This window comes from Ruegeria sp. AF2, from assembly GCF_056542025.1.
On record NZ_JBQFZC010000001.1, the window covers coordinates 284,907 to 309,316 of the forward strand.

The window sequence follows — 24,410 nt, forward strand, 5'->3', positions numbered from 1 at the left end:
TTTAGCCAGATGACGAGGGATCGGTGTGTTTTGTCAGCCGAGAGACAGGCGGGAGCAGAGCGTTTCGATCACCGCATCCAACGCCGAACTCTGTGTTTTCACGCAGGCATCGGCTGCCATTCGAGCGGTTTGCAGTTCGGCTTTGTCCGACAGCCAGAGGGTGACAGCATCTGACAATGCGTTGGCCGAGTTGATCCGGACGGCGCCGCCCGTTTTGATGAGCGGCTCAAATGTCTCGGCAAAATTGAAATAACCAGGGCCGGTGATCACCGCGGCCCCCGCCTGAACCGGTTCAAACGGGTTATGGCCGCCGATCTCTTTCAGCGATCCCCCTAGGAAAACGATGGGGCAGAGGGCGTACCAGGTTCCGGTTTCACCCAATGTATCCGCGACATAGACCTGTATGTCTGATGCTATCTGTTGGTCAGCGCTGCGTCGTGCATGCGAAAGACCAGCATCACTCACCAATTTAGCAACGTCGTCTCCACGCTCCGGATGGCGAGGGATCAGCAGCAATAGCAGGTCGGGCCAGCGCTGTAGCAACGCTTTGTGGGCTGCCAGAACCGTTTCTTCTTCCCCTGCATGGGTCGAACTGGCAATCCATAGCGGGCGACCATCTATCTGCGCTTGGGTTTTGGTCAGGACATCCTGATTTACGGGCAGCGGGTCAGACATGGCCTTGAGGTTGGTGCCGGGCTGTACGCGATCCGCGTCGGCACCAATTGCGATCAGATTAGCGGCGGTTTTGTCGTTCTGGGTCAGAAATACCTTGAAATGATCCAGAATGAAGCGCGCCGTGTTCGGGCGCTTGTTCCAACTATCCACTGATTTGTCAGATAGCCGGGCATTCAAGAGCGCCAGTGGCGTGCCGCGATTTGCGGCCTCTACGATCAGCCGGGGCCAGATTTCACTTTCTACAAAGATGCCTGCATCGGGTTTCCAGTGGTCCAGAAACTCGCGCACCGGAGCGGCGCTGTCCAATGGCGGATACTGGTGGCGCGTCCGCGCAGGTAAGCGCTTGGCAATCAACGTCGCCGAGGTCGGGGTGCCTGAGGTGATGAGAAACTCAGCATTCGGCAGGCGCTGCCCCAGACGGTTGATCAGGCTTAGAACCGATAGGCTTTCACCCACACTGGCCGCGTGAAACCAGATCAGCTGCCCATCTGGGCGCGGCAAACTGGCATGGCCAAGCCGTTCTTGTTGGCGGCTTTCGGGAACACCCGCAGCGTGCAGTTTGTTGCGTACTTTCCGCCAAATCAGGGGTTCGGCAATAGATATGAGACCGCAGTACAGTTTGTACAGCAGCGTCGGCTGCGCGGATCTATCGGGCATCTCAGCCGCCCGTATGACTCATGTGGCGGCTCATCTGACCGTCGACGGCTTGCCGGGAATAGTCGAAATCATGGCCCTTGGGCTTGAGATTGATGGCTGCGCGGATCGCGTCTTCCAACGGTTTCTCGGTATCGGGATGATCGCGCAAGGGCGCGCGCAGATCAGCCATATCTTCCTGGCCAAGGCACATGTAGATCTCACCAGTGCAGGTCAGGCGCACGCGGTTGCAGCTTTCGCAGAAGTTATGGCTGAGTGGCGTTATGAAACCGATCTTTTGACCGGTCTCCTCAAGCCTGACATACCGCGCCGGACCACCTGTCCGTTCGGCCAGATCAGTGACCGTATAGTGGTTCTGATATTCCTTGCGGACGTCTTTGAGCGACCAATACTGATCCAGCCGGTCTTCGTTGCCGATGTCGCCCATGGGCATCACCTCGATCCAGGTCAGATCCATATCACGTTCGGCACACCATTCGGTGATCTTGGGTAGCTCGGGCTCGTTGAACCCTTTCAGAGCGACAGCGTTGATCTTGATCCGCAGGCCAGCCTTCTGCGCTGCGTCAATGCCGTTCAGCACCTGTTTCAGGCGGCCCCATCGGGTGACCTTGGCGAATTTGTCTTCATCCAGCGTATCGAGCGATACATTCACGCGCCGCACGCCCGCTGCGTAAAGATCATCCGCAAATCGGTGCAATTGTGATCCGTTGGTTGTCAGCGTCAACTCCTTCAGGGCGCCGCTGTCCAGATGTCGGGTCATGCTGTTGAAGAATGACATGATGTTTCGCCTAACCAGTGGTTCGCCCCCGGTGATGCGCAATTTCTCGACGCCCAAATTGACGAAAGTCGTGCACATACGATCCAACTCTTCCAGAGTCAGAAGGTCTTTCTTGGGAAGAAACTTCATATCTTCGGACATGCAGTAGACGCAGCGGAAATCGCAGCGATCCGTAACGGAGACGCGAAGATAGGTGATGGCGCGGGCAAACGGGTCTATAAGCGGAGCTGTCATGGCTCATAGGTAAAGCGGAGGCATGTTCGCGGCAAGTGCCATCTGCGTTTTGGACTGGTACAGTTAGGCGCAGCGCTCTAGGTTTTGTGTTATGAAATATGCTTTGGTTTTAGCTTTTAGCTTCGTTGCCGGTTGCGATTCCGTTCGGTCCACGACGGATCGGGTGTTCGGAAGTTCATCCAACGAGACGGCGGCTGAACCCGTTACAGCAGAGGCGACGGAGGTAACTCCTGAACCTGTGGCTGCCGCAGGGTGGTCTGGCGCCAAAACGACCGTTGCCGGGCTGGGCGATCCCAACACACCGGGGCGCTGGTTGCAGACGCCTCTGGTACAAACTGAAATCAACGGCCGCGTGGTTGTGCCGCGCACGGGTGCGCAGGCCTATGTCACGCTTGTTCCCGCACCAGGCCCCGAAGGCGGTGGCGGACGGCTGTCGCTTGAAGCCATGCGCGCGCTGTTGGTGCCATATGACGAGTTGGTGGAACTGGAAGTCTATTCCGACTGAGCGCGCAGGTATTTCCCAGCCTCTTTGCGGGCAAAGGGTTTCATGTTTGCGCCGTGCGTTTCCAGAAACGCGACTACGCGCTCTGGATCATGCTTTGACAATTCGCGCAGCCACCATGCGATGGCCTTCTGGATAAACCATTCCCGATCGGAGACATACGTGGCAGCCCAGCCGAGTATACGGTCACGGCATGCCAGGTCTTTCGGTTTGGGATGGTTCTGTTTGGTCCAGGGCAAGGTGGCGACCAGCGCGGCGCGTTTGGTCCACATGTGGCCCGACGTAGTCCAGCGTTCGACCTGATCCAGCCGGGTTGGATCCGCCGAAAGACGCTTTTGCATCGCCATACAGGCATGATCGGCCACTGCCCAGGCGTCAAAATCCGGTAGCCAGCTTTGCAGCAGGTCCCACACCGCGTCATCCGGTCGGATACGGGCTTGGGTCAGCAGCTTTGCTGCCGCGACCCGCGCCTCGTGAATGTTGGTCTGCCACAACCCATCGGCGACGGAGATGCGGTCAGCGACCTCAAGTTCGCGTCGCCACGCCTTGGTCAGATCGTTCAGAACCGGGTTCGGAACACCCAGATAGGGGCGGTCTACCTTGTGATAGGCCGCCACCTGTTCTGCGCGTTCGGGATCGGCATGGGCTTTGATCTGATCAAGATAGGCTTGCATACCTGATCACTCAACCGTGACGGATTTTGCCAGATTACGGGGCTGATCAACATCTGTGCCTTTGGCCACCGCCGTGTGGTAGGCTAGCAATTGCGCGGGCACCGAATAGAGAATCGGGGCAAGGCTGGTGTGCACATGTGGCATACGGATCGTGCTCCAAACTCCATCTTCTGCCTCAGCGATACCGTCATCATCCGAGACAAGGATAACCTTGCCCTTGCGCGCCATCACCTCCTGCATGTTCGAAACTGTCTTGTCGAAAACTGCGTCGCGCGGTGCCATGACAACAACCGGCATATGCTTGTCGATCAAGGCGATGGGGCCGTGCTTCAACTCACCCGAGGCATAGCCTTCGGCGTGAATATAGCTGATTTCCTTGAGTTTCAGCGCGCCTTCCATCGCCAGCGGGTACATGAGGCCACGGCCCAGGAACAGCACGTCGCGCGCCTCGGACAGGCGCTGGGCAGATTGGCGAATAGCGTCATTTTGATCCAGCGCAGCATTCAGAACAGTCGGCAAACCGCGAAGGGCGGCTGCGTGATCGGCGATCTCTTCATCGCTAAGCGTGCCTCGATCTGCAGCGGCCTTGAGGGCAAGCATCAGCAACACGCTAAGCTGACAGGTGAACGCCTTGGTCGAAGCAACACCGATCTCAACACCCGCATGGATCGGCAACGCCACATCGCTTTCGCGCGCAATCGAGCTTTCCGCGACATTCACGACCGAGACAATCTTGTCCGCCTTGCCCTCGCAATAGCGCAGGGCAGCAAGCGTGTCGGCGGTTTCGCCCGACTGGCTTACAAACAGCGCCAACGTCCGGTCCGAGATCGGAGGTTCGCGATAGCGGAACTCGCTGGCGATATCGACTTCAACCGGCATCTTGGCCAGCTGTTCGAACCAGTATTTTGCCGTCAGGCAAGCGTAGAATGCCGTGCCGCAAGCCACCATGGTCAGACGGTCCAGCTTGGTGAAATCCAGACCGTCACCGGGCAATACAACCTGATCGCCTCCGGTCGGAAGATACGAGCGGATGGCTTCGGCCACCACAACAGGCTGCTCGGCAATTTCCTTGGCCATATAATGCTTGTGGCCGCCTTTGTCGGCACGGGTCTGATCGATTTGAATTTGCCGAATTTCGCGGTTGGCAAGCTCTCCCGATTCGGTTCGAATCTCAAGCGAAGTGCGGGTCAGAACCGCCCGATCGCCTTCCTCAAGATAGGTGATGCGATCCGTCAGGGGGGCCAGCGCGATCGCATCAGACCCAACAAACATCTCACCATCGCCGTGACCAATTGCAAGGGGCGAGCCCTTGCGCGCCGCAACAATCAGGTCTTCTTGACCGTCGAACAGAAAGGCGAGCGCAAAGGCGCCCTTAAGCCGATCAATGGTTTTAAACGCGGCGTCGACCGGAGAGAGACCTTCGGACATGTACCTTTCCGTCATCAGGGCAACGGTTTCAGTGTCGGTATCCGTCACGAAACCGACCCCATTATCGGCCAGTTCAGCCCGCAATTCACGATAGTTTTCAACGATGCCGTTGTGCACTACGGCGACAGGCCCGGCCTTGTGCGGATGTGCATTGTTAACCGATGGGGCACCATGGGTGGCCCAGCGGGTATGACCGATACCGGATTTACCCGGAAGGGGGTTGTGAACCAGAAGGTCGCTTAGGTTCACCAACTTGCCGACGGCCCGTCGGCGGCCCAATGCGCCATCGTTCACGGTCGCAATACCGGCGCTGTCATAACCGCGATACTCAAGCCGCTTCAGTGCTTCGACCAGGATAGGGGCAGCTTCGTGACTGCCCAGAACACCAACAATTCCACACATAACTCAGGCTCCTTTGTCGCGGCGAGCCTTCTTCGCCTTCAACATTTCAAACAATTTACGCGCATAGCCGGGTTTGTTTTCCTGCTTGGAACGCGCTACGGCCAATGCGTCTGGCTCAATATCCTTGGTCACTACGGTCCCCGTGGCGGTCATTGCGCCATCACCCAGAGTGACCGGAGCCACCAGCATCGTGTTCGATCCGATGAACACGTTTTCCCCGATGGTCGTTTTATGCTTCATCACGCCGTCATAGTTGCAGGTGATGGTTCCCGCACCAATATTTGTCGCCGCCCCGACTGAGGCATCGCCGATATAGCTGAGGTGATTCACCTTAGCGCCTTCGGCGATTTCGGCGTTCTTGATCTCGACAAAGTTGCCAATTTTGGCGTTTTCAGCCAGCTCTGTACCCGGACGCAGCCGGGCATAGGGTCCGACCACCGAACCTCGGCTGACATGGCAGCCTTCGAGATGTGAGAACGCCCGGATCATTGCGCCGCTTTCCACGGTCACTCCGGGGCCGAAAACCACATTGGGTTCAATGACAGTGTCGCGGCCAATGACGGTATCTGCGGCCAGATAAACCGTTTCAGGGGCCATCAGAGTGACCCCCAGATCCAGCAATGCAGACCGTGCTTGCACCTGAAACACCGCATCCGCCGCCGCCAGATCAGCGCGCGAATTAATGCCCAGCGTCTGAGCTTCGTCGCAGGCAACTGCAGTTACGGTCAGCCCTTGGCTGCGGGCGATCTCGACTACGTCAGTTAGATAGTATTCACCCGAGGCGTTGTCATTGCCAACGGCATCGATCAGCGAGAACAAGGTTTCGGAATCGCATGCCAAAAGTCCTGAGTTACAGAAGGTTATAGTGCGTTCTTCATCTGTGGCATCCTTGAATTCGACGATCCGCTCCAAGGCGTCCCCGTTCATCACAAGGCGGCCATAACGGGCGGGGTCTGCAGCTTCGAATCCAAGAATGACCAGATCGTTTTTTGCGCGCGCTTCGATCATCCGCTGCAGGGTGTCGGGCTGTAGAAACGGGGTATCACCATAGAGGACGACCACATCCCCCTGAAAGCCCTCCAGCGCTGCACGCGCCTGCGCAACCGCGTGGGCAGTGCCAAGCTGTTCTTCCTGCACCGCAATGCTGGTGTTTTCATCTTCGGCTTCAGCCACACGCGCGACAGCTTCCGCGCCGTGGCCGGTAACAATCACCGTGCGCTCGGGCGACAGGACAGCACCGGCTCGCATGGCGTGAACCAGCATTGGGGCCTGAGCGATCGGATGCAGGACTTTGGGAATATCAGAGTTCATCCTTGTGCCTTTTCCGGCGGCAAGAATGACAAGGGCAGTGCTCATGAAATCGTTTTCTCTTTTGTTTTGTCGCCGCCCGTTTTATCCGCTGTGGGCAAAGGCGCAAGCGGTTCAGCCATCAAAGAAGATTGCCGTTTGCAACACGACATGGCGGAAACCCGCCGGTTCAGGAGGTGAGCATGCGAACGGTAATCTTTGATCTGGATGGAACTTTGGCGGATACATCTGGTGATTTGCTGGCCGCTGCAAACCATTGTTTTCGCGAGATGGGTCATGGGGATGTTCTGTCGCCCGAGCTTGATGCGGCGGTATCGGTACGCGGTGCACGCTTGATGTTGTCCCATGGATTGAAGCGGGTCGGCGCCTATGACGCGGACGTTGTTGAAGCCTATTATCCGGTCTTTTTGGACGTCTATGGGCAGGCGATCGATACGCATACCTATTTCTATCCCGGTGCGCTTGAAGCCGTCGAAGCACTGAAAGATGCAGGTTATGGCGTGGGGATTTGCACCAACAAGCCCGAAGGCCTGGCTGATTTGCTGCTGACCCGGATGGGTGTCCGTGATCACTTTGCTTCACTGATCGGTGCAGACACATTACCGGTGCGGAAACCCGACCCTGAACCGTTACGCGAAGCAGCGCGTCGCGCCGGAGGGCACCCTGACCACTGCGTATTGATCGGCGACTCAGATACCGACCGAAATACGGCGCGGGCTGCGGGAGTGCCGTCGGTACTGGTGACATTCGGCCCGTCGGGCGATGAGATGGCTGCGCTGGAGCCCGAGGCGTTGTTGCATCATTTTGATGATTTACCGAAACTGGTCTCCGATTTGATCGGAGCGGCGGCCTGATCCCTTGACCCGCTTAACACTCAGCATAAAAACGGATTCATGACTGAGACATTCACAGGTAATTTCACCCAGCAAGAACCCATTCCCGAAGAGGCGATCGAGGCCGCCTTGGCCGTTTTGCGCCATGGTCGTTTGCACCGCTACAATGTTGCCCCTGGCGAGTTGAGCGAGACGGCTTTGTTGGAGCAGGAATTCGCCGCCCAGATGGGAGCGAAATACTGTCTGGCGGTCTCGTCGGGTGGCTACGCTCTGGCCACAGCTCTGCGGGCGGTGGGGGTTAAGCCGGGCGATCCGGTTTTGACCAACGCGTTCACTCTGGCCCCGGTGCCCGGGGCGATCGCGTCGGTTGGGGCAAAGCCGGTCTTTGTTGGTGTGACCGAAGCCCTGACCATCGATCTGGATGATCTTGAGGCCAAGCTGGATCAGGCGAAGGTGTTGATGCTGAGCCACATGCGAGGGCATCTATGCGATATGGATCGCCTGATGCAGAGGTGTGATGCGGCGGGTGTGATCGTGATCGAAGATTGCGCCCATACCATGGGTGCCGCCTGGCGCGGGCAGCTGTCTGGGCGGCAGGGGGCCATCGGATGTTACTCGTGCCAGACCTATAAACATGTCAATTCGGGCGAGGGCGGGTTGCTGATCACGGATGATCCGAAGCTGGCGGCCAAGGCAACGATGCTCTCTGGCTCATATATGCTGTATGAACGCCATCTGGCCGCGCCTGGGCCGGAGGTGTTCGAGCAGATCAAGTACACAACCCCCAATGTCTCGGGTCGGATGGATAATTTGCGTGCAGCGATCTTACGTCCTCAGTTGCGTGATCTTGATCGGCAGGTGCAGCGTTGGAATGAACGTTATGTTGAGATTGAGCATGGCCTGCGTGAAACGCCGGGTTTGACGATGGTGGAGCGGCCTGATGCTGAGACCTATGTCGGTTCATCGATACAATTCCTGTTGCTGGACTGGACGCCCGCGCGCATTGCCGAGGTAATCCAGCGTTGCGCCGCGCGCGGGGTCGAACTGAAGTGGTTCGGGGGGGCTGAACCGTCGGGCTTTACCTCACGCTATGACAGTTGGCGTTATGCCGACAGCGCCCCGATGCCGGTCAGTGATCGGATATTGGCAGGGATCATGGATATGCGCGTTCCACTGACCTTTTCGCTGGAAGATTGTGCCCAAATTGCGCGCATTATCCGGGCTGAAGTCAGCGCTGTCTATCAGTTATAGTCCAGCGGAGTGCGCTTTCAGCGCACGCTCGATTTATCTGAAAACGCCGCCCCTTGCCGGGCGGCGTTTTGCGTTGGCCTGCGTGTCGTCATTGACCAGAGGAGGAAACGCTGCTATCTGATTATTGAACGCTTGTTCATTAATGCAATCGGAGGAGCCCTGCATGTTTATGGCCACAATGCAATTCGATCTGGGCGAGGACGTGAACGCCCTGCGTGAGATGGTGCACCGCTGGGCTCAGGAACGGGTCAAGCCGATGGCGGCCGAGATCGACGCGTCCAATGCCTTTCCGAATGAGCTGTGGAAAGAGATGGGTGAGCTTGGTTTGTTGGGCGTCACAGTCCCTGAAGAATATGGCGGGGCCGGTATGTCCTATCTGGCGCATACGGTGGCAGTTGAGGAAGTGGCGCGCGCCTCGGCTTCGGTATCTTTGTCATATGGGGCGCATTCGAACTTGTGCGTGAACCAGATCAAGCTGAACGGAACAGAAGAGCAGAAGAAAAAATATCTGCCCCGTCTGATTTCGGGTGAGCATGTCGGGGCGTTGGCTATGTCCGAGCCCTCGGCTGGGTCGGATGTGGTTTCCATGAAGCTACGTGCTGAAAAGCGAAACGATCACTATCGGCTGAATGGCAACAAATACTGGATCACCAACGGGCCGGATGCAGACACTCTGGTCGTCTATGCCAAGACCGATCCGGACGCCGGGTCAAAGGGGATCACGGCTTTTCTGATCGAGAAAGAGATGACCGGGTTTTCGACTTCGCCTCATTTCGACAAGCTTGGCATGCGCGGCTCGAACACCGCTGAGTTGATCTTTGAAGATGTTGAAGTGCCGTTCGAGAATGTTCTGGGCGAAGAAGCGCGGGGTGTAGCCGTTCTGATGTCCGGTCTGGACTATGAGCGTGTGGTTCTTGCGGGAATTGGAACCGGGATCATGGCCGCCTGCTTGGATGAAGTGATGCCCTATCTGGCCGAGCGTAAGCAGTTCGGAAAACCGATCGGGCGCTTCCAGCTCATGCAAGGCAAGATCGCGGATATGTACACAGCAATGAATTCGGCGCGGGCCTATGTCTACGAAGTTGCCAAGGCATGCGACCGCGGGGATGTAACCCGTCAGGATGCTGCAGCGTGCTGCCTATATGCCTCGGAACAGGCGATGGTGCAGGCGCATCAGGCCGTTCAGGCGTTGGGTGGTGCCGGATTCCTGTCGGATTCGCCGGTCAGCCGGATTTTCCGAGATGCAAAGCTTATGGAGATCGGCGCGGGCACCAGCGAAATCCGCCGCATGCTGATTGGGCGCGAAATGATGAACGAGATGTTGTGACGGAAAACCCCGCAGTTCATTGAACCACGGGGCTTTTTGCGATTGGATCAGAAACGATGAACGTAGGACAGGCCAATCAGGAACGGGTCGATTTCGGCGGTGCCGATGTCGTTGCCGTCAAGTTTGACGTCCGAGTCGATGTCGAACCAGCGCACGTTCAGACGCACCGCGCCTTTTTCCGTGACCATGTAATCCAGACCGGCCTGCAGAGAAACGCCGAAGGAGTTGTCCAGATCGAGATCGCCCAAAGGCGAGTCTTCCTCGAAGAAGATGGTGTAGTTCAGACCAGCGCCGACATAGGGCTTCCACGCGCTATTGGTCGGGAAGTGATAGTTCAGCGACAGAGTAGGCGGAAGATGCTTGACGCTGCCCGCGTCAACGCTGCCACCGAGAGTGACGTCATGCTTGTAGGGGGTCGAGGCCAAGAGCTCGATCCCGAGATTGTCCTGAACGAAGTATTCGACGGTGAAAATCGGACGGGTGTCCGAGTCGATTTCGGCGTCGAACCCGGCCAGAGTCCCATTGTCGGATTTGGGGTCCAGATAGCCGACACCAACACCGACTGTCCAATCGCCTTGGGATTGGGCGGAGGCTGGGGCAGCCAGAGCGACAAGTGCGGTAGAAAGGGTCAAAGCGGCGAGTTTCTTTGTCATATTCGTGCCTTTGCTTGCGTTGATGCCGATGTTTTGGATGCCGCGGCGCAGAAATGCTCTGATCTGCATCAAACTCCGGAAATTGCTGAAGCGGGGAGGCTAGCTGCAACCGCGAATGAAATAAGGGAAAATCAGCATGCATCCCGCTGAGCGCATACCGGGTTTGCGCGGCGACCAAAGCTGGGCGATGCCTGATCGGCTGAACATGGCGCAGCAATGCCTGTCGCAACAATCCGATCGGGTTGCTTTGCTGGATCTGACCCGGGGCGATCCGAGCGTGGTAACATTTGGCGAACTGGAGCTTATGGTTGATGGCATCGCTCGCGCGTTGATAGCTCGGGTCCAGCCAGGAGACCGGGTTGGCGTCTTGCTCAGCCAGTCGCCGTGGTGTGCCGCCGCGCATCTGGCGATCTGGAAGATCGGTGCGATTTCGGTGCCGTTGTTCAAGCTGTTCAAACACGATGCGCTGGCATCGCGCGTCAGAGATGCAGGTGCGCGGATCGTTTTGACGGATGCAGAAGGGGCCGCGTTGCTGGGGGATCTGGCCCAGCCACTTTTGGTTGACGAGATCAGGCAGGAGGGGGAACCGGTGCCCTTTGCCGATACCGGCCCCGAAGATCCGGCAGTCCTAATCTACACGTCCGGCACCACTGGCAGTCCCAAGGGTGCGCTGCATGGTCATCGTGTGCTGCTGGGCCACCTGCCGGGCGTCTCGATCAGCCACAACCACCTGCGTGAAGGGGATTGCCTGTGGACGCCAGCAGACTGGGCGTGGATCGGCGGCTTGTTCGACGTTCTGATGCCCGGGCTTGCGCTGGGCGTTCCGGTGGTCGCCACGCGGTTGGACAAATTCACCCCACAGGCCTGCGCCGATGTGATCGCGCGGGCAGGGGTGCGGAACGTCTTCTTTCCGCCGACGGCTTTACGGATGCTCAAAGCTGCGGATCAGTCGATACCGGGATTGCGGTCGGTGGCGTCTGGGGGCGAGCCTTTGGGCGCTGAGATGTTGGCTTGGGGCCAGCAGGCGTTTGGTCTGACGATCAACGAGTTTTATGGCCAGACCGAGTGTAACATGGTCGTATCCTCCTGCGCCGAGGACTTCCCCGTTCGCCCCGGCTGTATCGGTAAACCGGTGCCGGGTCATGAGGTGGCGGTAATTGACGATCATGGCCAACCGACGACGGAGGAAGGCGATGTTGCCATCCGGCGCGGTTCGGCCTCAATGCTGCTGGAATACTGGAATAATCCACAAGCAACGGCTGAGAAATTCCGAGGTGATTGGCTGATCACCGGTGACCGTGGCGTGTGGGAAGGGGACTATCTGCGCTTTGTCGGTCGCGATGATGACGTGATCACCTCGGCAGGATACCGCATCGGTCCGGCGGAGATCGAGGATTGCTTGCTGACCCATCCGTCAGTGGCAACGGTGGGCGTGGTCGGCAAGCCCGATGAGCTGCGGACCGAGATCGTGAAGGCCTATGTGGTATTGAAGCCGGGGGCTGAGGCGTCGGGCGCTGAGTTGCAGAATTGGGTTAAGGACCGTTTGGCGCAGTATTCCTATCCGCGTGAGGTGTCGTTTCTGGAAGAGTTGCCGATGACGGTGACGGGAAAGGTGATCCGGAAGGAATTGAAGGCGCGGGCTGCAGGGGAGGCAATTACATGATGCGAATTGCACTTGCTGCGATGCTAGTACCATCGCTTGTTTCCGCTCAGGGCGCTTGGGTAGACCAGTCGTATATTCAACAATGTTTTTCTCAGACGCAGCAGGGCGATAGCATGTCATCATGTCTCGGCGCAGCTGCCAATGCCTGCCAAACGATACCGGGAAATGAAACAACCCTTGGCATCACCGAGTGTATTCAAGCCGAAACCCAAATTTGGGATTCATATCTAAACGAACAGTATAAACTGCGTAGAGCAGAACTGGCTGAACAAAGTCCCGAACTTTCGGGCCAGTTGCGAGATGCTCAACACGCATGGATCGGGTTTCGGGATGCTGAATGTGCTCTGGCCTACGGCATATGGTCTGATGGAACGATACGCTCGATTGTTGCCGCAAATTGCCTGCTGACCGAAACCGCTGAACGCGCTGTGGAATTGCGCGACTTGGGGAAGATGGAATGAAAATAAAATCCAAAGCCATACCGACCTCTGAGTGGTTTAAAGCGAACCGAGCCGCACATCTGGATGCGCTGGCACATATTGCGGATGCCGCCGAAGCGGCCCGCATGGGTGGCGGTGAAAAATCGCGGGCGCGGCATGAATCGCGGGGCAAGATGCTGCCGCGTCGTCGGGTGGCGAACCTGCTCGATCCGGGTTCTCCGTTCTTGGAAATCGGCGCGACGGCGGCACATGGGATGTATGGAGATGCCGCGCCCTGTGCCGGGGTGATCGCGGGGATTGGCCGGGTGCAGGGGTGCGAGGTCATGGTGGTGTGCAACGACGCCACTGTGAAAGGCGGCACATATTATCCGCTGACGGTCAAGAAACACCTCCGCGCGCAGGAGATTGCCGAGGAAAACCATCTGCCCTGCATCTATTTGGTCGATAGCGGCGGCGCGAACCTGCCCAATCAGGATGAGGTTTTCCCCGACCGCGATCACTTTGGCCGCATTTTCTATAATCAGGCGCGGATGAGCGCGAAGGGGATTGCTCAGATCGCCGTTGTAATGGGGTCGTGTACGGCGGGCGGGGCTTACGTTCCGGCGATGTCCGACGTGACGATCATCGTGAAAGAGCAGGGGACGATCTTTTTGGCCGGACCGCCTTTGGTCAAGGCCGCGACGGGGGAGGTTGTGACAGCCGAAGATCTGGGTGGCGGCGATGTGCATACGCGCCTGTCCGGTGTGGCGGATTATCTGGTCGAGGATGATGCGCATGCGTTGGCCTTGGCTCGGCGGGCCGTCGGGTCGTTGGGGGGTGCCGGGCTGAAGCCTGGCCTACAGTTCGAAACACCGGAAGAGCCTGCCTATGATCCCGAGGAAATCTTGGGCGTAGTTCCGGCCGATCTGCGGACGCCCTATGACATCCGCGAGGTGATTGCGCGGCTGGTCGATGGCTCGCGCTTCGATGAGTTCAAGCCGCGATTTGGTGAGACGCTGGTGACCGGATTCGCCCATGTCAAAGGTTGCCCGGTTGGGATCATTGCCAACAATGGCGTGCTGTTCTCGGAGGCTGCGCAGAAGGGTGCGCATTTTGTCGAACTGTGTTCGCAGCGCAAAACCCCGCTGGTCTTCCTGCAGAACATCACCGGCTTCATGGTCGGCCGCAAATACGAAAACGAAGGCATCGCGAGGCACGGGGCCAAGATGGTGACGGCGGTGGCGACGACGAGCGTTCCAAAGATCACAATGCTTGTCGGAGGGTCCTTCGGAGCTGGAAACTACGGCATGGCAGGACGCGCCTATCAGCCTCGGTTCCTGTGGACTTGGCCGAATTCGCGTATCTCAGTGATGGGGGGCGAGCAAGCTGCAGGTGTCCTAGCGACTGTCAAACGCGACGGGATCGAACGACAGGGCGGCACATGGTCGGCTGAGGAAGAAGCTGAATTCAAGCGCCCGACGCTGGACATGTTCGAAGAACAATCCCACCCGCTCTACGCGTCGGCGCGGTTGTGGGATGACGGCATCATCGACCCGCGCAAATCGCGCGATGTGTTGGCATTGTCGCTAAGTGCCGCACTGAACGCCCCGATTGAGGAGACACGTTTCGGCGTGTTCAGGATGTAAGATGAGCGTTTCATTGAATGAAGTAATGGCCCGCTACCCGGGCGCGCAGACCTTCAAGTTTGGAGACAGCGCATCGCTAAGCGCCGAGCTGCTGGCGTTGGTAAGATCAGGCCGAAAAACGGCAACATGTGGTGCTTTGCGAGACTACCCAGAAGGCAGTGCTGATACCCCGGTCGTTGGGCGTCAGGATATTGCGCTGGAATGGGATGATCGCCCCGCTTTGGTGATCGAAACGGTCGAGGTCTCGACCTGCCGATATTGCGATGTGACCGAAGACTTTGCGTTGGCCGAGGGTGAGAATGAAACGCTTGAGGGATGGCGCGAGGATCATCGCCGGTATTTCGAACGCAATGGCGGGTTCGATCCCGAGATGGAATTGCTGTGCGAACGCTTCCGCCTTGTCGAAGATCTGGCGGTTTAGGGGTAAGCTATGTTTAACAAAATCCTGATTGCCAATCGCGGCGAGATCGCCTGCCGGGTCATGGAAACTGCTCAGAAGATGGGCGTATATTGTGTGGCTGTGTATTCGGATGCTGATGCATCGGCCAAGCATGCGCAAATGGCGGATGAAGCGGTGCATATTGGTGGCGCGGCCCCAGCCGAAAGCTATCTGAAGGGTGATGTGATCATTCAGGCGGCGCTGGATACAGGAGCGCAGGCGATCCATCCTGGTTATGGGTTCTTGTCCGAAAACCCGGATTTTGTGGATGCAGTCGAGGCTGCAGGTCTGACCTTCATTGGGCCATCGGCGGACGCGATCCGCAAGATGGGCCTTAAGGATGCAGCCAAGGTATTGATGGAGGACGCAGGAGTTCCCGTCGTCCCCGGCTATCATGGCGACAATCAGGACCCTGAACATCTGGCTGGCGCGGCAGATACCATCGGGTATCCCGTTTTGATCAAGGCCGTTGCAGGTGGTGGTGGCAAGGGGATGCGGCTGGTCGAGGCGCCCGAGGAGTTCTCGGCTGCATTGGACAGCGCGCGCGGTGAGGCAAAGACGGCGTTCGGTAACGATGCTGTACTTGTCGAGAAATTCGTCGCCAAGCCCCGCCATATCGAGGTGCAGGTGTTCGGCGATGGCACCCATGCGGTGCATCTGTTTGAACGCGACTGCTCGTTGCAGCGGCGACATCAGAAAGTGATCGAAGAGGCCCCAGCCCCTGGAATGACTGCCGAGATGCGTGAGGCGATGGGGCAGGCGGGCGTGCGTGCGGCTGAGGCGATTGGATACAAGGGCGCAGGGACGGTTGAGTTCATCGTCGATGCCTCGGACGGGCTGCGCCCGGATCGGTTCTGGTTCATGGAGATGAACACGCGCCTGCAAGTCGAGCACCCGGTGACCGAGGCCATTACCGGCGTTGATCTGGTCGAATGGCAGTTGCGCGTATCAGCGGGTGAAAGCCTGCCGAAGCGGCAGGGCGATTTGTCGATCCGCGGGCATTCCTTTGAGGCGAGGCTTTATGCCGAAGATGTGCCCAAAGGCTTTCTGCCTGCGACGGGTACGCTGACTCATCTACAGTTCCCGGAAGGCTGCCGTGCCGACAGTGGCGTGCGCGCCGGGGATACGATCAGCCCATGGTACGACCCTATGATCGCCAAGGTCGTGGTGCATGGCCCGACACGCGCGGTCGCTTTGGAAAATCTCCACCGGACCTTGCGCCAGACCGAGGTCGCCGGGACTGTCACAAATCTCGCCTTCCTTGGTGCTCTGACGCGGCACAGCGGGTTTGCGTCGGGCGACGTGGATACCGGGCTGATCGGGCGGGATCTTGATGATCTGGTGCAGGAAGCTGGCGCAAGCAACGCGTCGGCAGTGGCTGCGGCGATGACGGCGTTGGGTCTGGCCGAGACGGTCTCTGAAACGGGCTTTACGCTATGGGCACCGTTACATCGCGCTGTGCAGTTACTGCGGGACGGAGAGGTTGTTGATCTGGATGTCCAGGTCGAAGGCCCGGATCGGCAGATTTGGGAGATCGAAGGTGCGCAGCTTGTTGCGCGGCGGCATGGCGCTGGCTGGACCATCGATGGGACACCCATGCCCAATGTTGTCATGGCCGGGTCACAGGTCACTGTATTCGACGACTATGGGCAGGTATTTGAGGTCATTGACCCTCTGGACCGCGATGCCAGTGCTGCAGGTGACACCAACGTGATCGAGGCGCCGATGCCCGGGCTGGTCAAGGCCGTCTTCGCCTCGGCGGGGCAGGAGGTGAAAGAGGGCGACCGGCTGGCCATTCTGGAAGCCATGAAGATGGAGCATTCTCTATTAGCCGCCCGCGATGGCGTGGTTGCAGAAGTGCTGGCCGAAGCGGGGGCACAGGTCGAGGCCGGTGCGGCGTTAGTTCGGTTGGCCGAGGATTGATCTGTTCGGCCCGCGGATTGCGTGGCACAGTCGGGCCATCCGTAATTGAAACGATAAGAAACCGGGAAGGGATGCGCTGATGAAAGAACGGGTCGAAATATTCGAGGTCGGGCCACGCGACGGCCTGCAGAACGAACAGCGCGAGATCCCGGTGGCCGAGAAGGTCGCCTTGGTCGATTGCCTCAGCCGGGCCGGTTTCAACCGGATCGAAGTTGCCAGTTTTGTCTCACCGAAATGGGTCCCGCAAATGGCGGGCAGCGGTGAAGTTATGGCTGGAATCACACGGACCGAAGGCGTGCGGTACGCTGCGCTGACGCCGAATATGCGCGGGTATGAGGACGCGTTGGCAGCCAAGGCAGATGAGATCGCGGTGTTTGCTTCGGCGTCCGAGGGATTCTCGAAAGCGAACATAAACGCGACGATTGCCGAATCCATCGAACGGTTTGTGCCCATTCTCGAAGCGGCACGACATATTGATCTGCCCGTCCGGGGCTATGTCTCGTGCGTGACCGACTGTCCCTATGACGGCCCGACCCCACCCGAGAAGGTGGCCGAGGTGGCGGACGCGCTGTTTGCCCATGGCTGCTATGAGATTTCGCTGGGGGACACAATTGGGCAGGGAACGCCGGACAAGATTGCTCATATGCTGCTGGCCGTGCGCGAACGAGTGCCGGTTACCCGGCTTGCAGGACATTTTCATGATACCAACGGGCGGGCAATCGACAACATAGACGCTTCGCTTGCCTTGGGTGTGCGGGTATTTGATACCGCCGTGGGCGGGCTGGGTGGTTGCCCTTATGCGCCGGGCGCGGCCGGTAATGTCGCAACCGAAGCCGTGACCGCACATCTGGAACGGTTGGGATATGAGACCGGTCTGGATGTGCCGGTTCTGGAACAGGCGGCGCGCATGGCGCGGGCAATGCGGGCGGAATAAGATATGTTCGAGACCATTACGCTGAACACAGACGCGCGTGGCGTGGCAACTCTGACGCTGGATCGACCCGAGAAGCACAACGCACTGTCGGCGCAGATGATTGCAGAACTAACCAAGGCCGCTGGGCAATTGGCAAATGATGATGCGGTGCGGGTGGTGGTTCTGGCCGCCGCGGGCAAGAGCTTTTGCGCCGGGGGAGATCTGGGTTGGATGCAGGCGCAGATGGCTGCAGATCCCGAGACGCGTTTTGCCGAAGCGCGCAAGCTGGCTGAGATGCTGAATGCCCTAAATACGCTGCCCAAACCCTTGATCGGCGCGTTGCAGGGAAACGCGTTTGGTGGAGGTGTCGGGATGGCCTCGGTCTGCGATGTGGCGATCGGTGTGGAAAGCCTGAAGATGGGTCTGACCGAGACGCGGCTTGGCCTGATCCCGGCGACGATTGGACCCTATGTCATTGCCCGAATGGGCGAAGCACGGTCGCGGCGCGTCTTTATGTCTGCCCGCCTGTTCGAAGCGGCGGAAGCGGTCGAACTGGGCCTGCTGGCCCGCGCAGTGCCCGCTGAAACGTTGGCCGAGGCGGTTGAAGCCGAGGTGCTTCCCTATCTGTCCTGTGCACCCGGTGCAGTGTCTTCGGCCAAGCAGCTGATCCAGTCACTTGGGCCGCGAATTGATGACGCGGTGATTGACCACACCATTCGACAGCTTGTCGCGCGTTGGGAAACTGATGAGGCGCAAGAGGGAATCGGCGCCTTTTTCGACAAACGAAAACCTGCATGGATTAGTTAGGTTTAGCCGATCACTTTGTTCCAGAAGTGTTCTCCGCAATAGCCCGCTGGATGATTGTAACAATGCCGACCTGCGCGTTTCTGTTCGGTTGACCCTCTGACCCCACAGGGATAGAGAATGTCCAGTCAAATCGCCAATTGACGGCGCACCCTTTCGGGACTTGCGCAGGAAAGGAGCTATACGTGGAAGACCTGCTGCGGGAGTACCTCCCGATTCTGGTGTTTCTGGCCGTTGCCGTAGGCCTTGGAATCGTACTGATTCTGGCTGCTGTGGTCCTGGCTGTCCGCAATCCCGACCCCGAAAAGGTCAGCGCCTATGAATGTGGCTTCAACGCATTCGACGATGCGCGGATGAAGTTTGATGTCCGATTCTATCTGGTCGCGATTCTCTTCATTATCTTTGATCTGGAAATCGCCTTCCTGTTCCCCTGGGCCGTTGGCTTCAAAGACATCAGCAATGTTGGGTTCTGGTCGATGATGGTGTTCCTGGCGGTGCTGACCATCGGCTTTGCCTATGAATGGAAGAAAGGGGCCCTGGAATGGGAGTGATGACGGGCGCAAACACCGCCGGCGTCGACAAGGAAGTCGCCACCCAGGCCCTGAACGCAGAACTGCAGGACAAGGGATTTCTGCTGACCTCGACCGAGGACATCATCAACTGGGCGCGGACCGGATCCCTGCACTGGATGACCTTTGGTCTGGCCTGCTGCGCGGTAGAGATGATGCACACCTCGATGCCACGGTATGACGCGGAACGGTTCGGCATCGCGCCTCGTGCGTCTCCGCGCCAGTCTGATGTGATGATCGTCGCTGGAACGCTGACCAACAAGATGGCTCCGGCGCTGCGCAAGGTTTATGACCAGATGCCCGAGCCGCGCTATGTGATCTCGATGGGGTCCTGCGCGAATGGTGGTGGGTACTATCACTATTCCTATTCGGTCGTTCGTGGCTGTGACCGGGTTGTTCCGGTGGACATCTACGTGCCCGGCTGCCCTCCAACCGCTGAGGCGTTGTTGTATGGATTGATGCAGTTGCAACGCAAAATCCGCCGCACCGGCACGATTGTACGCTAAGGGAGAGGGCAGATGAGCGAAGCACTCAAAGAACTCGGCGCTCAGTTGGAGCTGAAACGTGCAGATTGCGTTCTGGCCTGGGATGTGACCCATGGCGAGCTGAACGTCGATGTGGCTCCTTCGAATCTGGTGGAATTCATTGAGTTTCTCAAAAGTGAGCGGACCTGCCAGTTCTCGACCCTGGTTGACATCACCGGCGTCGACTACCCCGAACGGGCCAAGCGGTTCGATGTGGTCTACCACTTCCTGTCAATGTATCAGAACCAGCGCATTCGCTTGCGAGTCTCGATCCGAGAAGATGACATGGTGCCTTCAATCGTGGACGTGCACCCCTCTGCCAATTGGTTCGAGCGCGAGGTGTTCGACATGTTCGGCATCCTGTTCTCGGGTCATCCAGACTTGCGACGCATCCTTACGGATTATGGTTTCCGCGGCTATCCGCTGCGCAAGGATTTCCCGACCACTGGCTATACTGAAGTCCGCTATGACGAAGCGCAAAAGCGCGTGGTCTACGAACCGGTCTCATTGGTTCAGGAATACCGTCAATTTGATTTCATGTCCCCGTGGGAAGGTGCGAACTACATTCTTCCGGGGGATGAAAAACAGGAGTCGTAAGTCATGGAGTTCCTGATCTGGATTGCCGTCACGGTTGCCACGATTATCCCGATGCTGAAGCTGCTACCGCATTTCGGGATCGAGAAATACTGGGTCGTAGCCTGCGTCATCCCGATTGGAACGCTGATCCTGATTTGGATCATGGCCATGAAACTGCAAGAGATGGAGCGCCGTTGATGGGTCTGGGGGAACTGATTGCGTTGGGGGCGCTTGGGGTTCTGTTGGCTGGGGCCGCTGCCAAGGCAGCTGAGGCGGAAAAGGTCCGGGTTCGGGCCGAAGCGAAGAAGAAACGAGGGCGTTGATGGACGGCTCAAGATACGATGACGGCAGCACGGACGCGCTGAGCGGGGAACAGAAAATCCGCAACTTCAACATCAACTTCGGCCCGCAACACCCTGCGGCGCACGGGGTTTTGCGTCTTGTGCTTGAGTTGGACGGTGAGATTGTCGAGCGCTGCGACCCGCATATCGGCCTGCTGCACCGTGGTACTGAAAAGCTGATGGAAAGCCGGACGTATCTGCAGAACCTGCCCTATTTCGATCGTCTGGATTATGTGGCGCCGATGAACCAGGAACACGCCTGGTGTCTGGCCATCGAAAAGCTGACCGGGGTTGAAGTGCCGCGTCGCGGCTCGCTGATCCGGGTCCTCTATTCCGAGATCGGTCGTATTCTTAACCACCTGTTGAACGTGACCACTCAGGCGATGGATGTGGGCGCGCTGACCCCGCCGCTCTGGGGTTTTGAGGAGCGTGAAAAGCTGATGGTGTTCTACGAGCGCGCCTGTGGTGCCCGCTTGCACGCCGCCTATTTCCGCCCCGGTGGTGTTCATCAGGACCTACCGCCGGAACTGCTGGACGATATCGAGGCTTGGAGCCACGAATTCCCCGCCGTTCTGGACGACATCGACGGTCTGCTGACCGAAAACCGCATCTTCAAACAGCGTAACGCCGACATTGGTGTCGTGACCGAGGATGACATTCAGAAATACGGCTTCTCGGGCGTTATGGTGCGCGGATCGGGCCTGGCTTGGGACCTGCGTCGCGCGCAGCCCTATGAATGCTATGACGAATTCGAATTCCAGATCCCCGTCGGCAAAAACGGCGACTGCTATGACCGCTATCTCGTCCGCATGGAAGAGATGCGCCAGTCGCTGCTGATTATACGCCAAGCTATCGCCAAAATCCGCGACTGCCCCGGTGACGTTCTGGCGCGTGGCAAGATCACTCCGCCGAAACGCTTGGACATGAAGACCTCGATGGAAAGCCTGATCCATCACTTCAAGCTCTATACCGAAGGCTTTCACGTCCCTGAGGGCGAGGTTTACGCCGCCGTCGAAGCCCCCAAGGGCGAGTTCGGCGTCTATCTGGTCGCCGATGGTACCAACAAACCCTATCGCGCCAAACTGCGCGCGCCAGGCTTTCTGCACCTGCAAGCCATGGACCACGTCGCCAAGGGCCACCAGCTGGCCGACGTCGCCGCCATCATCGGCACCATGGACGTCGTATTTGGAGAGATTGACCGCTAATGCTCCGCCGTCTTTATCCTGAACAACCCGAAAGCTTTGCCTTCACCGCTGCCAATCAGCAATGGGCCGAAGCGCAGATGACCAAATACCCCGAGGGCCGTCAGGCCAGTGCGGTGATCCCGCTGCTGTGGCGTGCGCAGGAACAAGAGGGGTGGCTGAGCCGTCCGGCGATTGAATCCGTCGCTGACATGCTGGGCATGGCCTATATCCGCGTGCTTGAGGTCGCCTCGTTCTACTTCATGTTCCAACTGCAGCCGGTTGGATCGGTTGCACATATTCAGGTGTGCGGCACGACCTCCTGCATGATCTGCGGGGCCGAGGATCTGATTGCGGTCTGCAAGGAAAAGATCGCGACCAAGCCGCATGAACTGTCTGCTGACGGCAAGCTGAGTTGGGAAGAGGTGGAATGCCTCGGGTCCTGCACCAACGCGCCGATGGCTCAGATCGGCAAGGATTACTACGAAGACCTGACGACCGAGAGCTTTGGCAAGATTCTCGATGATCTGGTGGCGGGCAAAGTGCCAACTCCAGGCCCTCAGAACGGGCGATATGCAGCGGAACCTCTGAAAGGCCTGACCAGCTTGACAGAGTATGACAGCGGCAGAACGCAGTATAACGCAAGTGTTCAGCTTGCGAGCGATCTGGGCGATACAGTCAAGCGCATCGATGGGACCGAGGTTCCAATCCTGACCCCTTGGCTGGGCAAGGATGGAAAAGCGACGGCGACCAAGGCCGCGCCGAAGCCGCCTAAAGCGCCGGCCCCGGCGAAGCCAGCGGTGAAACAGGCCGCTGAGGCGAAAGCGGCGAAAGAGGATCAACCGGAAACGCTGAGCAGTGCGCGCGATGGCAAGCCCGATGATCTGAAGATGCTGAAGGGCGTAGGTCCAAAGCTGGAAGAGACTCTGAACGAGTTGGGCTTCTACCACTATGACCAGATCGCTGCCTGGACACCCGAGCAAGTGGCCTGGGTGGATGCGCGCCTGAAATTCAAAGGCCGGATCGAACGGGACGGGTGGATCGAACAAGCCGCGAAACTGGCTGCAGGTGAAGAAACCGAGTTTGCCAAACGTGCCAAAGAAGACGGCACTTACGAAGATTAAACGAGTGCCCGTTCGGGGCATCAGGACGAGATGGATACGGACAAGGAACTGGCCATAGCCCGCAAGGGCCGACATATCGGCATCGTCATTGCGGTGACGATGGTGATTTGGCTTGGCATGACCTTGTTCATCGGCCCAGCAATCGGATTGCCGGGGCGCTATGCGCTGCTGTTTGATTTCGCCGCTCTGGCGGGATTCATCTATGCGGGCGTCAACATATTTCAACTCTGGCGCATGCGTCAGGATAGCCAAGGGTAACTGAGCGATGCTGAAGGATCAGGACAGGATCTTTACCAACATCTACGGGATGCATGAGCGTACGTTGAAAGGCGCGCAGGCCCGGGGGCATTGGGACGGCACCGCTGGCCTGATCGAAAAGGGCCGCGACTGGATCATCCAGACGATGAAGGACTCAGGCCTTCGTGGTCGTGGTGGAGCGGGTTTTCCGACCGGTTTGAAGTGGTCGTTCATGCCCAAGGAAAGCGATGGGCGTCCAGCTTATCTGGTTGTGAACGCGGATGAATCCGAGCCCGGTACCTGCAAAGACCGCGAGATTATGCGTCATGATCCGCACACGCTGATCGAGGGCTGCCTGATCGCGTCCTTCGCGATGAACGCGCATACCTGCTATATCTACCTGCGCGGTGAATACATCCGCGAGCGTGAGGCGCTGCAGGCTGCGATCGACGAGGCTTACGATGCCGGTCTGCTGGGCAAGAACGCCGCTGGTTCGGGCTGGGATTTCGACCTGTTCCTGCATCACGGAGCCGGGGCCTATATCTGCGGCGAGGAAACCGCTCTGATCGAAAGCCTTGAGGGCAAGAAGGGCATGCCGCGCATGAAGCCTCCGTTCCCGGCGGGCGCGGGCCTTTATGGCTGCCCGACCACGGTGAACAATGTGGAATCCATCGCCGTTGTGCCTACCATCCTGCGTCGTGGCGCGGACTGGTTCGCCGGTTTTGGCCGTCAGAACAACGCGGGCACCAAGCTGTTTGCGATCTCGGGCCATGTAAACAACCCGTGCGTCGTCGAAGAGGCGATGTCGATTTCCTTCGAAGAGCTGATCGAGACCCACTGCGGCGGCATTCGTGGCGGTTGGGACAATCTGCTGGCGGTGATCCCCGGCGGGTCTTCGGTGCCATGTGTTCGCGGTGAGAACATGCGCGACGCGATCATGGATTTTGACTATCTGCGTGGAGAGCTGGGTTCGGGTCTGGGCACGGCAGCGGTCATCGTGATGGACAGGTCCACCGACATCATCAAGGCAATCTGGCGGTTGTCGAAGTTCTACAAGCACGAAAGTTGCGGCCAGTGTACGCCATGTCGTGAAGGCACTGGTTGGATGATGCGCGTGATGGACCGTCTTGTACGCGGTGAAGCCGAACTGGAAGAGATCGACATGCTGTTTGACGTCACCAAACAGGTTGAAGGCCACACGATCTGCGCCCTTGGCGATGCGGCGGCCTGGCCGATCCAAGGTCTGATCCGCAATTTCCGAGAAGAAATAGAGGACCGCATCAAGGCCCAGAAATCGGGCCGCATGGGTGCGATGGCAGCGGAGTAAAATCG

26 protein-coding genes are annotated in these 24,410 nt (G+C 58.4%); 20 read left to right on the forward strand and 6 right to left on the reverse strand.

Translation table 11 applies throughout. From position 1 onward, the window contains the following. Positions 1-33: 33 nt before the first annotated feature. Together ACR0NM_RS01375 and moaA are read right to left on the reverse strand one after the other, a co-directional pair. Positions 34-1,332 (reverse strand): 3-deoxy-D-manno-octulosonic acid transferase, encoded by a 1,299-nt coding sequence (locus tag ACR0NM_RS01375; protein WP_480612868.1) that lies wholly within the window; start codon positions 1,330-1,332, stop codon positions 34-36. 1 nt (position 1,333) lies between these two features. Beyond that, positions 1,334-2,341: a GTP 3',8-cyclase MoaA gene (gene moaA / locus ACR0NM_RS01380; protein ID WP_170404063.1), complete on the reverse strand. Its 1,008-nt coding sequence runs from the start codon at positions 2,339-2,341 to the stop codon at positions 1,334-1,336. Between the two features lie 91 nt (positions 2,342-2,432). Between moaA and ACR0NM_RS01385 the strand changes: the two genes are divergently transcribed. Next, the gene (locus ACR0NM_RS01385; protein WP_480570736.1) at positions 2,433-2,846 is read left to right on the forward strand and encodes a hypothetical protein; all 414 of its coding nucleotides are present in this window, start codon (positions 2,433-2,435) and stop codon (positions 2,844-2,846) included. Here the strand turns inward: ACR0NM_RS01385 and ACR0NM_RS01390 are convergent. From ACR0NM_RS01390 to glmU, 3 genes are read right to left on the reverse strand one after another with little or no spacing between them, the layout of a single operon-like run. Further along, positions 2,834-3,517 carry a DNA alkylation repair protein gene (locus tag ACR0NM_RS01390; RefSeq protein ID WP_480612870.1) on the reverse strand — a complete coding sequence of 228 codons (684 nt, stop codon included), beginning with the start codon at positions 3,515-3,517 and terminating at the stop codon, positions 2,834-2,836. The genes ACR0NM_RS01385 and ACR0NM_RS01390 overlap by 13 nt on opposite strands. A gap of 6 nt (positions 3,518-3,523) precedes the next feature. Next, entirely contained in the window at positions 3,524-5,347 is a 1,824-nt protein-coding gene (glmS, locus tag ACR0NM_RS01395) for a glutamine--fructose-6-phosphate transaminase (isomerizing) (protein WP_170736393.1), read from the reverse strand. Between the two features lie 3 nt (positions 5,348-5,350). After that, positions 5,351-6,703: a bifunctional UDP-N-acetylglucosamine diphosphorylase/glucosamine-1-phosphate N-acetyltransferase GlmU gene (glmU, locus tag ACR0NM_RS01400; protein WP_480612873.1), complete on the reverse strand. Its 1,353-nt coding sequence runs from the start codon at positions 6,701-6,703 to the stop codon at positions 5,351-5,353. A 134-nt stretch (positions 6,704-6,837) separates the two neighbouring features. Here glmU and ACR0NM_RS01405 point away from each other — a divergent pair, with 134 nt between their 5' ends. The 3 genes from ACR0NM_RS01405 (at position 6,838) to ACR0NM_RS01415 (ending at position 10,066) form a co-directional block, all read left to right on the forward strand. After that, positions 6,838-7,509 (forward strand): HAD-IA family hydrolase, encoded by a 672-nt coding sequence (locus tag ACR0NM_RS01405; protein WP_170424133.1) that lies wholly within the window; start codon positions 6,838-6,840, stop codon positions 7,507-7,509. A 39-nt stretch (positions 7,510-7,548) separates the two neighbouring features. After that, complete coding sequence (locus ACR0NM_RS01410; protein ID WP_480612875.1) at positions 7,549-8,739, forward strand: DegT/DnrJ/EryC1/StrS family aminotransferase; 1,191 nt, start codon at positions 7,549-7,551, stop codon at positions 8,737-8,739. Between the two features lie 163 nt (positions 8,740-8,902). Further along, a complete protein-coding gene (locus ACR0NM_RS01415; protein ID WP_480612877.1) occupies positions 8,903-10,066 on the forward strand; it encodes an isovaleryl-CoA dehydrogenase in 1,164 nt (387 codons plus the stop codon). A gap of 47 nt (positions 10,067-10,113) precedes the next feature. Here the strand turns inward: ACR0NM_RS01415 and ACR0NM_RS01420 are convergent, their stop codons facing one another. Next, positions 10,114-10,719, reverse strand: coding sequence for an OmpW/AlkL family protein (locus ACR0NM_RS01420; RefSeq protein ID WP_480612879.1), 606 nt, complete (start codon positions 10,717-10,719; stop codon positions 10,114-10,116). A gap of 136 nt (positions 10,720-10,855) precedes the next feature. Here ACR0NM_RS01420 and ACR0NM_RS01425 point away from each other — a divergent pair, with 136 nt between their 5' ends. The 16 genes from ACR0NM_RS01425 to nuoF all read left to right on the forward strand — a co-directional run bounded on the left by ACR0NM_RS01425 (position 10,856) and on the right by nuoF (position 24,405). After that, positions 10,856-12,382, forward strand: a complete 1,527-nt coding sequence (locus tag ACR0NM_RS01425; RefSeq protein WP_480592247.1) for an AMP-binding protein — start codon at positions 10,856-10,858, stop codon at positions 12,380-12,382. Continuing rightward, positions 12,379-12,843 carry a lysozyme inhibitor LprI family protein gene (locus ACR0NM_RS01430; RefSeq protein WP_480612881.1) on the forward strand — a complete coding sequence of 155 codons (465 nt, stop codon included), beginning with the start codon at positions 12,379-12,381 and terminating at the stop codon, positions 12,841-12,843. Before ACR0NM_RS01425 ends, ACR0NM_RS01430 begins: the two co-directional genes overlap by 4 nt. Continuing rightward, positions 12,840-14,447: a carboxyl transferase domain-containing protein gene (locus tag ACR0NM_RS01435; RefSeq protein ID WP_480612883.1), complete on the forward strand. Its 1,608-nt coding sequence runs from the start codon at positions 12,840-12,842 to the stop codon at positions 14,445-14,447. The genes ACR0NM_RS01430 and ACR0NM_RS01435 overlap by 4 nt, the downstream gene beginning before the upstream one ends. 1 nt (position 14,448) lies before the next feature. Continuing rightward, the gene (locus tag ACR0NM_RS01440; protein ID WP_480612885.1) at positions 14,449-14,868 is read left to right on the forward strand and encodes an ASCH domain-containing protein; all 420 of its coding nucleotides are present in this window, start codon (positions 14,449-14,451) and stop codon (positions 14,866-14,868) included. A 9-nt stretch (positions 14,869-14,877) separates the two neighbouring features. Then, positions 14,878-16,809, forward strand: coding sequence for an acetyl/propionyl/methylcrotonyl-CoA carboxylase subunit alpha (locus ACR0NM_RS01445; RefSeq protein WP_480612887.1), 1,932 nt, complete (start codon positions 14,878-14,880; stop codon positions 16,807-16,809). A 79-nt stretch (positions 16,810-16,888) separates the two neighbouring features. Next, positions 16,889-17,743, forward strand: coding sequence for a hydroxymethylglutaryl-CoA lyase (locus ACR0NM_RS01450; protein WP_170397063.1), 855 nt, complete (start codon positions 16,889-16,891; stop codon positions 17,741-17,743). Between the two features lie 3 nt (positions 17,744-17,746). Beyond that, positions 17,747-18,529 (forward strand): crotonase/enoyl-CoA hydratase family protein, encoded by a 783-nt coding sequence (locus ACR0NM_RS01455; RefSeq protein WP_480612889.1) that lies wholly within the window; start codon positions 17,747-17,749, stop codon positions 18,527-18,529. A 182-nt stretch (positions 18,530-18,711) separates the two neighbouring features. Then, entirely contained in the window at positions 18,712-19,077 is a 366-nt protein-coding gene (locus ACR0NM_RS01460) for an NADH-quinone oxidoreductase subunit A (protein WP_480612891.1), read from the forward strand. Continuing rightward, on the forward strand, positions 19,068-19,601 hold the full coding sequence (locus ACR0NM_RS01465) for a NuoB/complex I 20 kDa subunit family protein (protein WP_010442777.1): 534 nt from the start codon (positions 19,068-19,070) through the stop codon (positions 19,599-19,601). Before ACR0NM_RS01460 ends, ACR0NM_RS01465 begins: the two co-directional genes overlap by 10 nt. Positions 19,602-19,613: 12 nt before the next feature. Beyond that, on the forward strand, positions 19,614-20,216 hold the full coding sequence (locus tag ACR0NM_RS01470) for an NADH-quinone oxidoreductase subunit C (protein ID WP_170511208.1): 603 nt from the start codon (positions 19,614-19,616) through the stop codon (positions 20,214-20,216). Between the two features lie 3 nt (positions 20,217-20,219). Next, positions 20,220-20,393 carry a hypothetical protein gene (locus ACR0NM_RS01475; protein WP_170397057.1) on the forward strand — a complete coding sequence of 58 codons (174 nt, stop codon included), beginning with the start codon at positions 20,220-20,222 and terminating at the stop codon, positions 20,391-20,393. After that, positions 20,393-20,518 (forward strand): hypothetical protein, encoded by a 126-nt coding sequence (locus ACR0NM_RS01480; RefSeq protein ID WP_010442774.1) that lies wholly within the window; start codon positions 20,393-20,395, stop codon positions 20,516-20,518. The genes ACR0NM_RS01475 and ACR0NM_RS01480 overlap by 1 nt, the downstream gene beginning before the upstream one ends. Continuing rightward, entirely contained in the window at positions 20,518-21,741 is a 1,224-nt protein-coding gene (locus tag ACR0NM_RS01485) for an NADH-quinone oxidoreductase subunit D (RefSeq protein WP_480612893.1), read from the forward strand. Before ACR0NM_RS01480 ends, ACR0NM_RS01485 begins: the two co-directional genes overlap by 1 nt. Continuing rightward, on the forward strand, positions 21,741-22,841 hold the full coding sequence (gene nuoE, locus ACR0NM_RS01490) for an NADH-quinone oxidoreductase subunit NuoE (RefSeq protein ID WP_480612895.1): 1,101 nt from the start codon (positions 21,741-21,743) through the stop codon (positions 22,839-22,841). The genes ACR0NM_RS01485 and nuoE overlap by 1 nt, the downstream gene beginning before the upstream one ends. A gap of 30 nt (positions 22,842-22,871) precedes the next feature. Next, entirely contained in the window at positions 22,872-23,099 is a 228-nt protein-coding gene (locus ACR0NM_RS01495) for a DUF5337 domain-containing protein (RefSeq protein ID WP_480612897.1), read from the forward strand. A gap of 7 nt (positions 23,100-23,106) precedes the next feature. Next, positions 23,107-24,405, forward strand: a complete 1,299-nt coding sequence (nuoF, locus tag ACR0NM_RS01500; RefSeq protein ID WP_170403997.1) for an NADH-quinone oxidoreductase subunit NuoF — start codon at positions 23,107-23,109, stop codon at positions 24,403-24,405. Positions 24,406-24,410 lie beyond the last annotated feature (5 nt).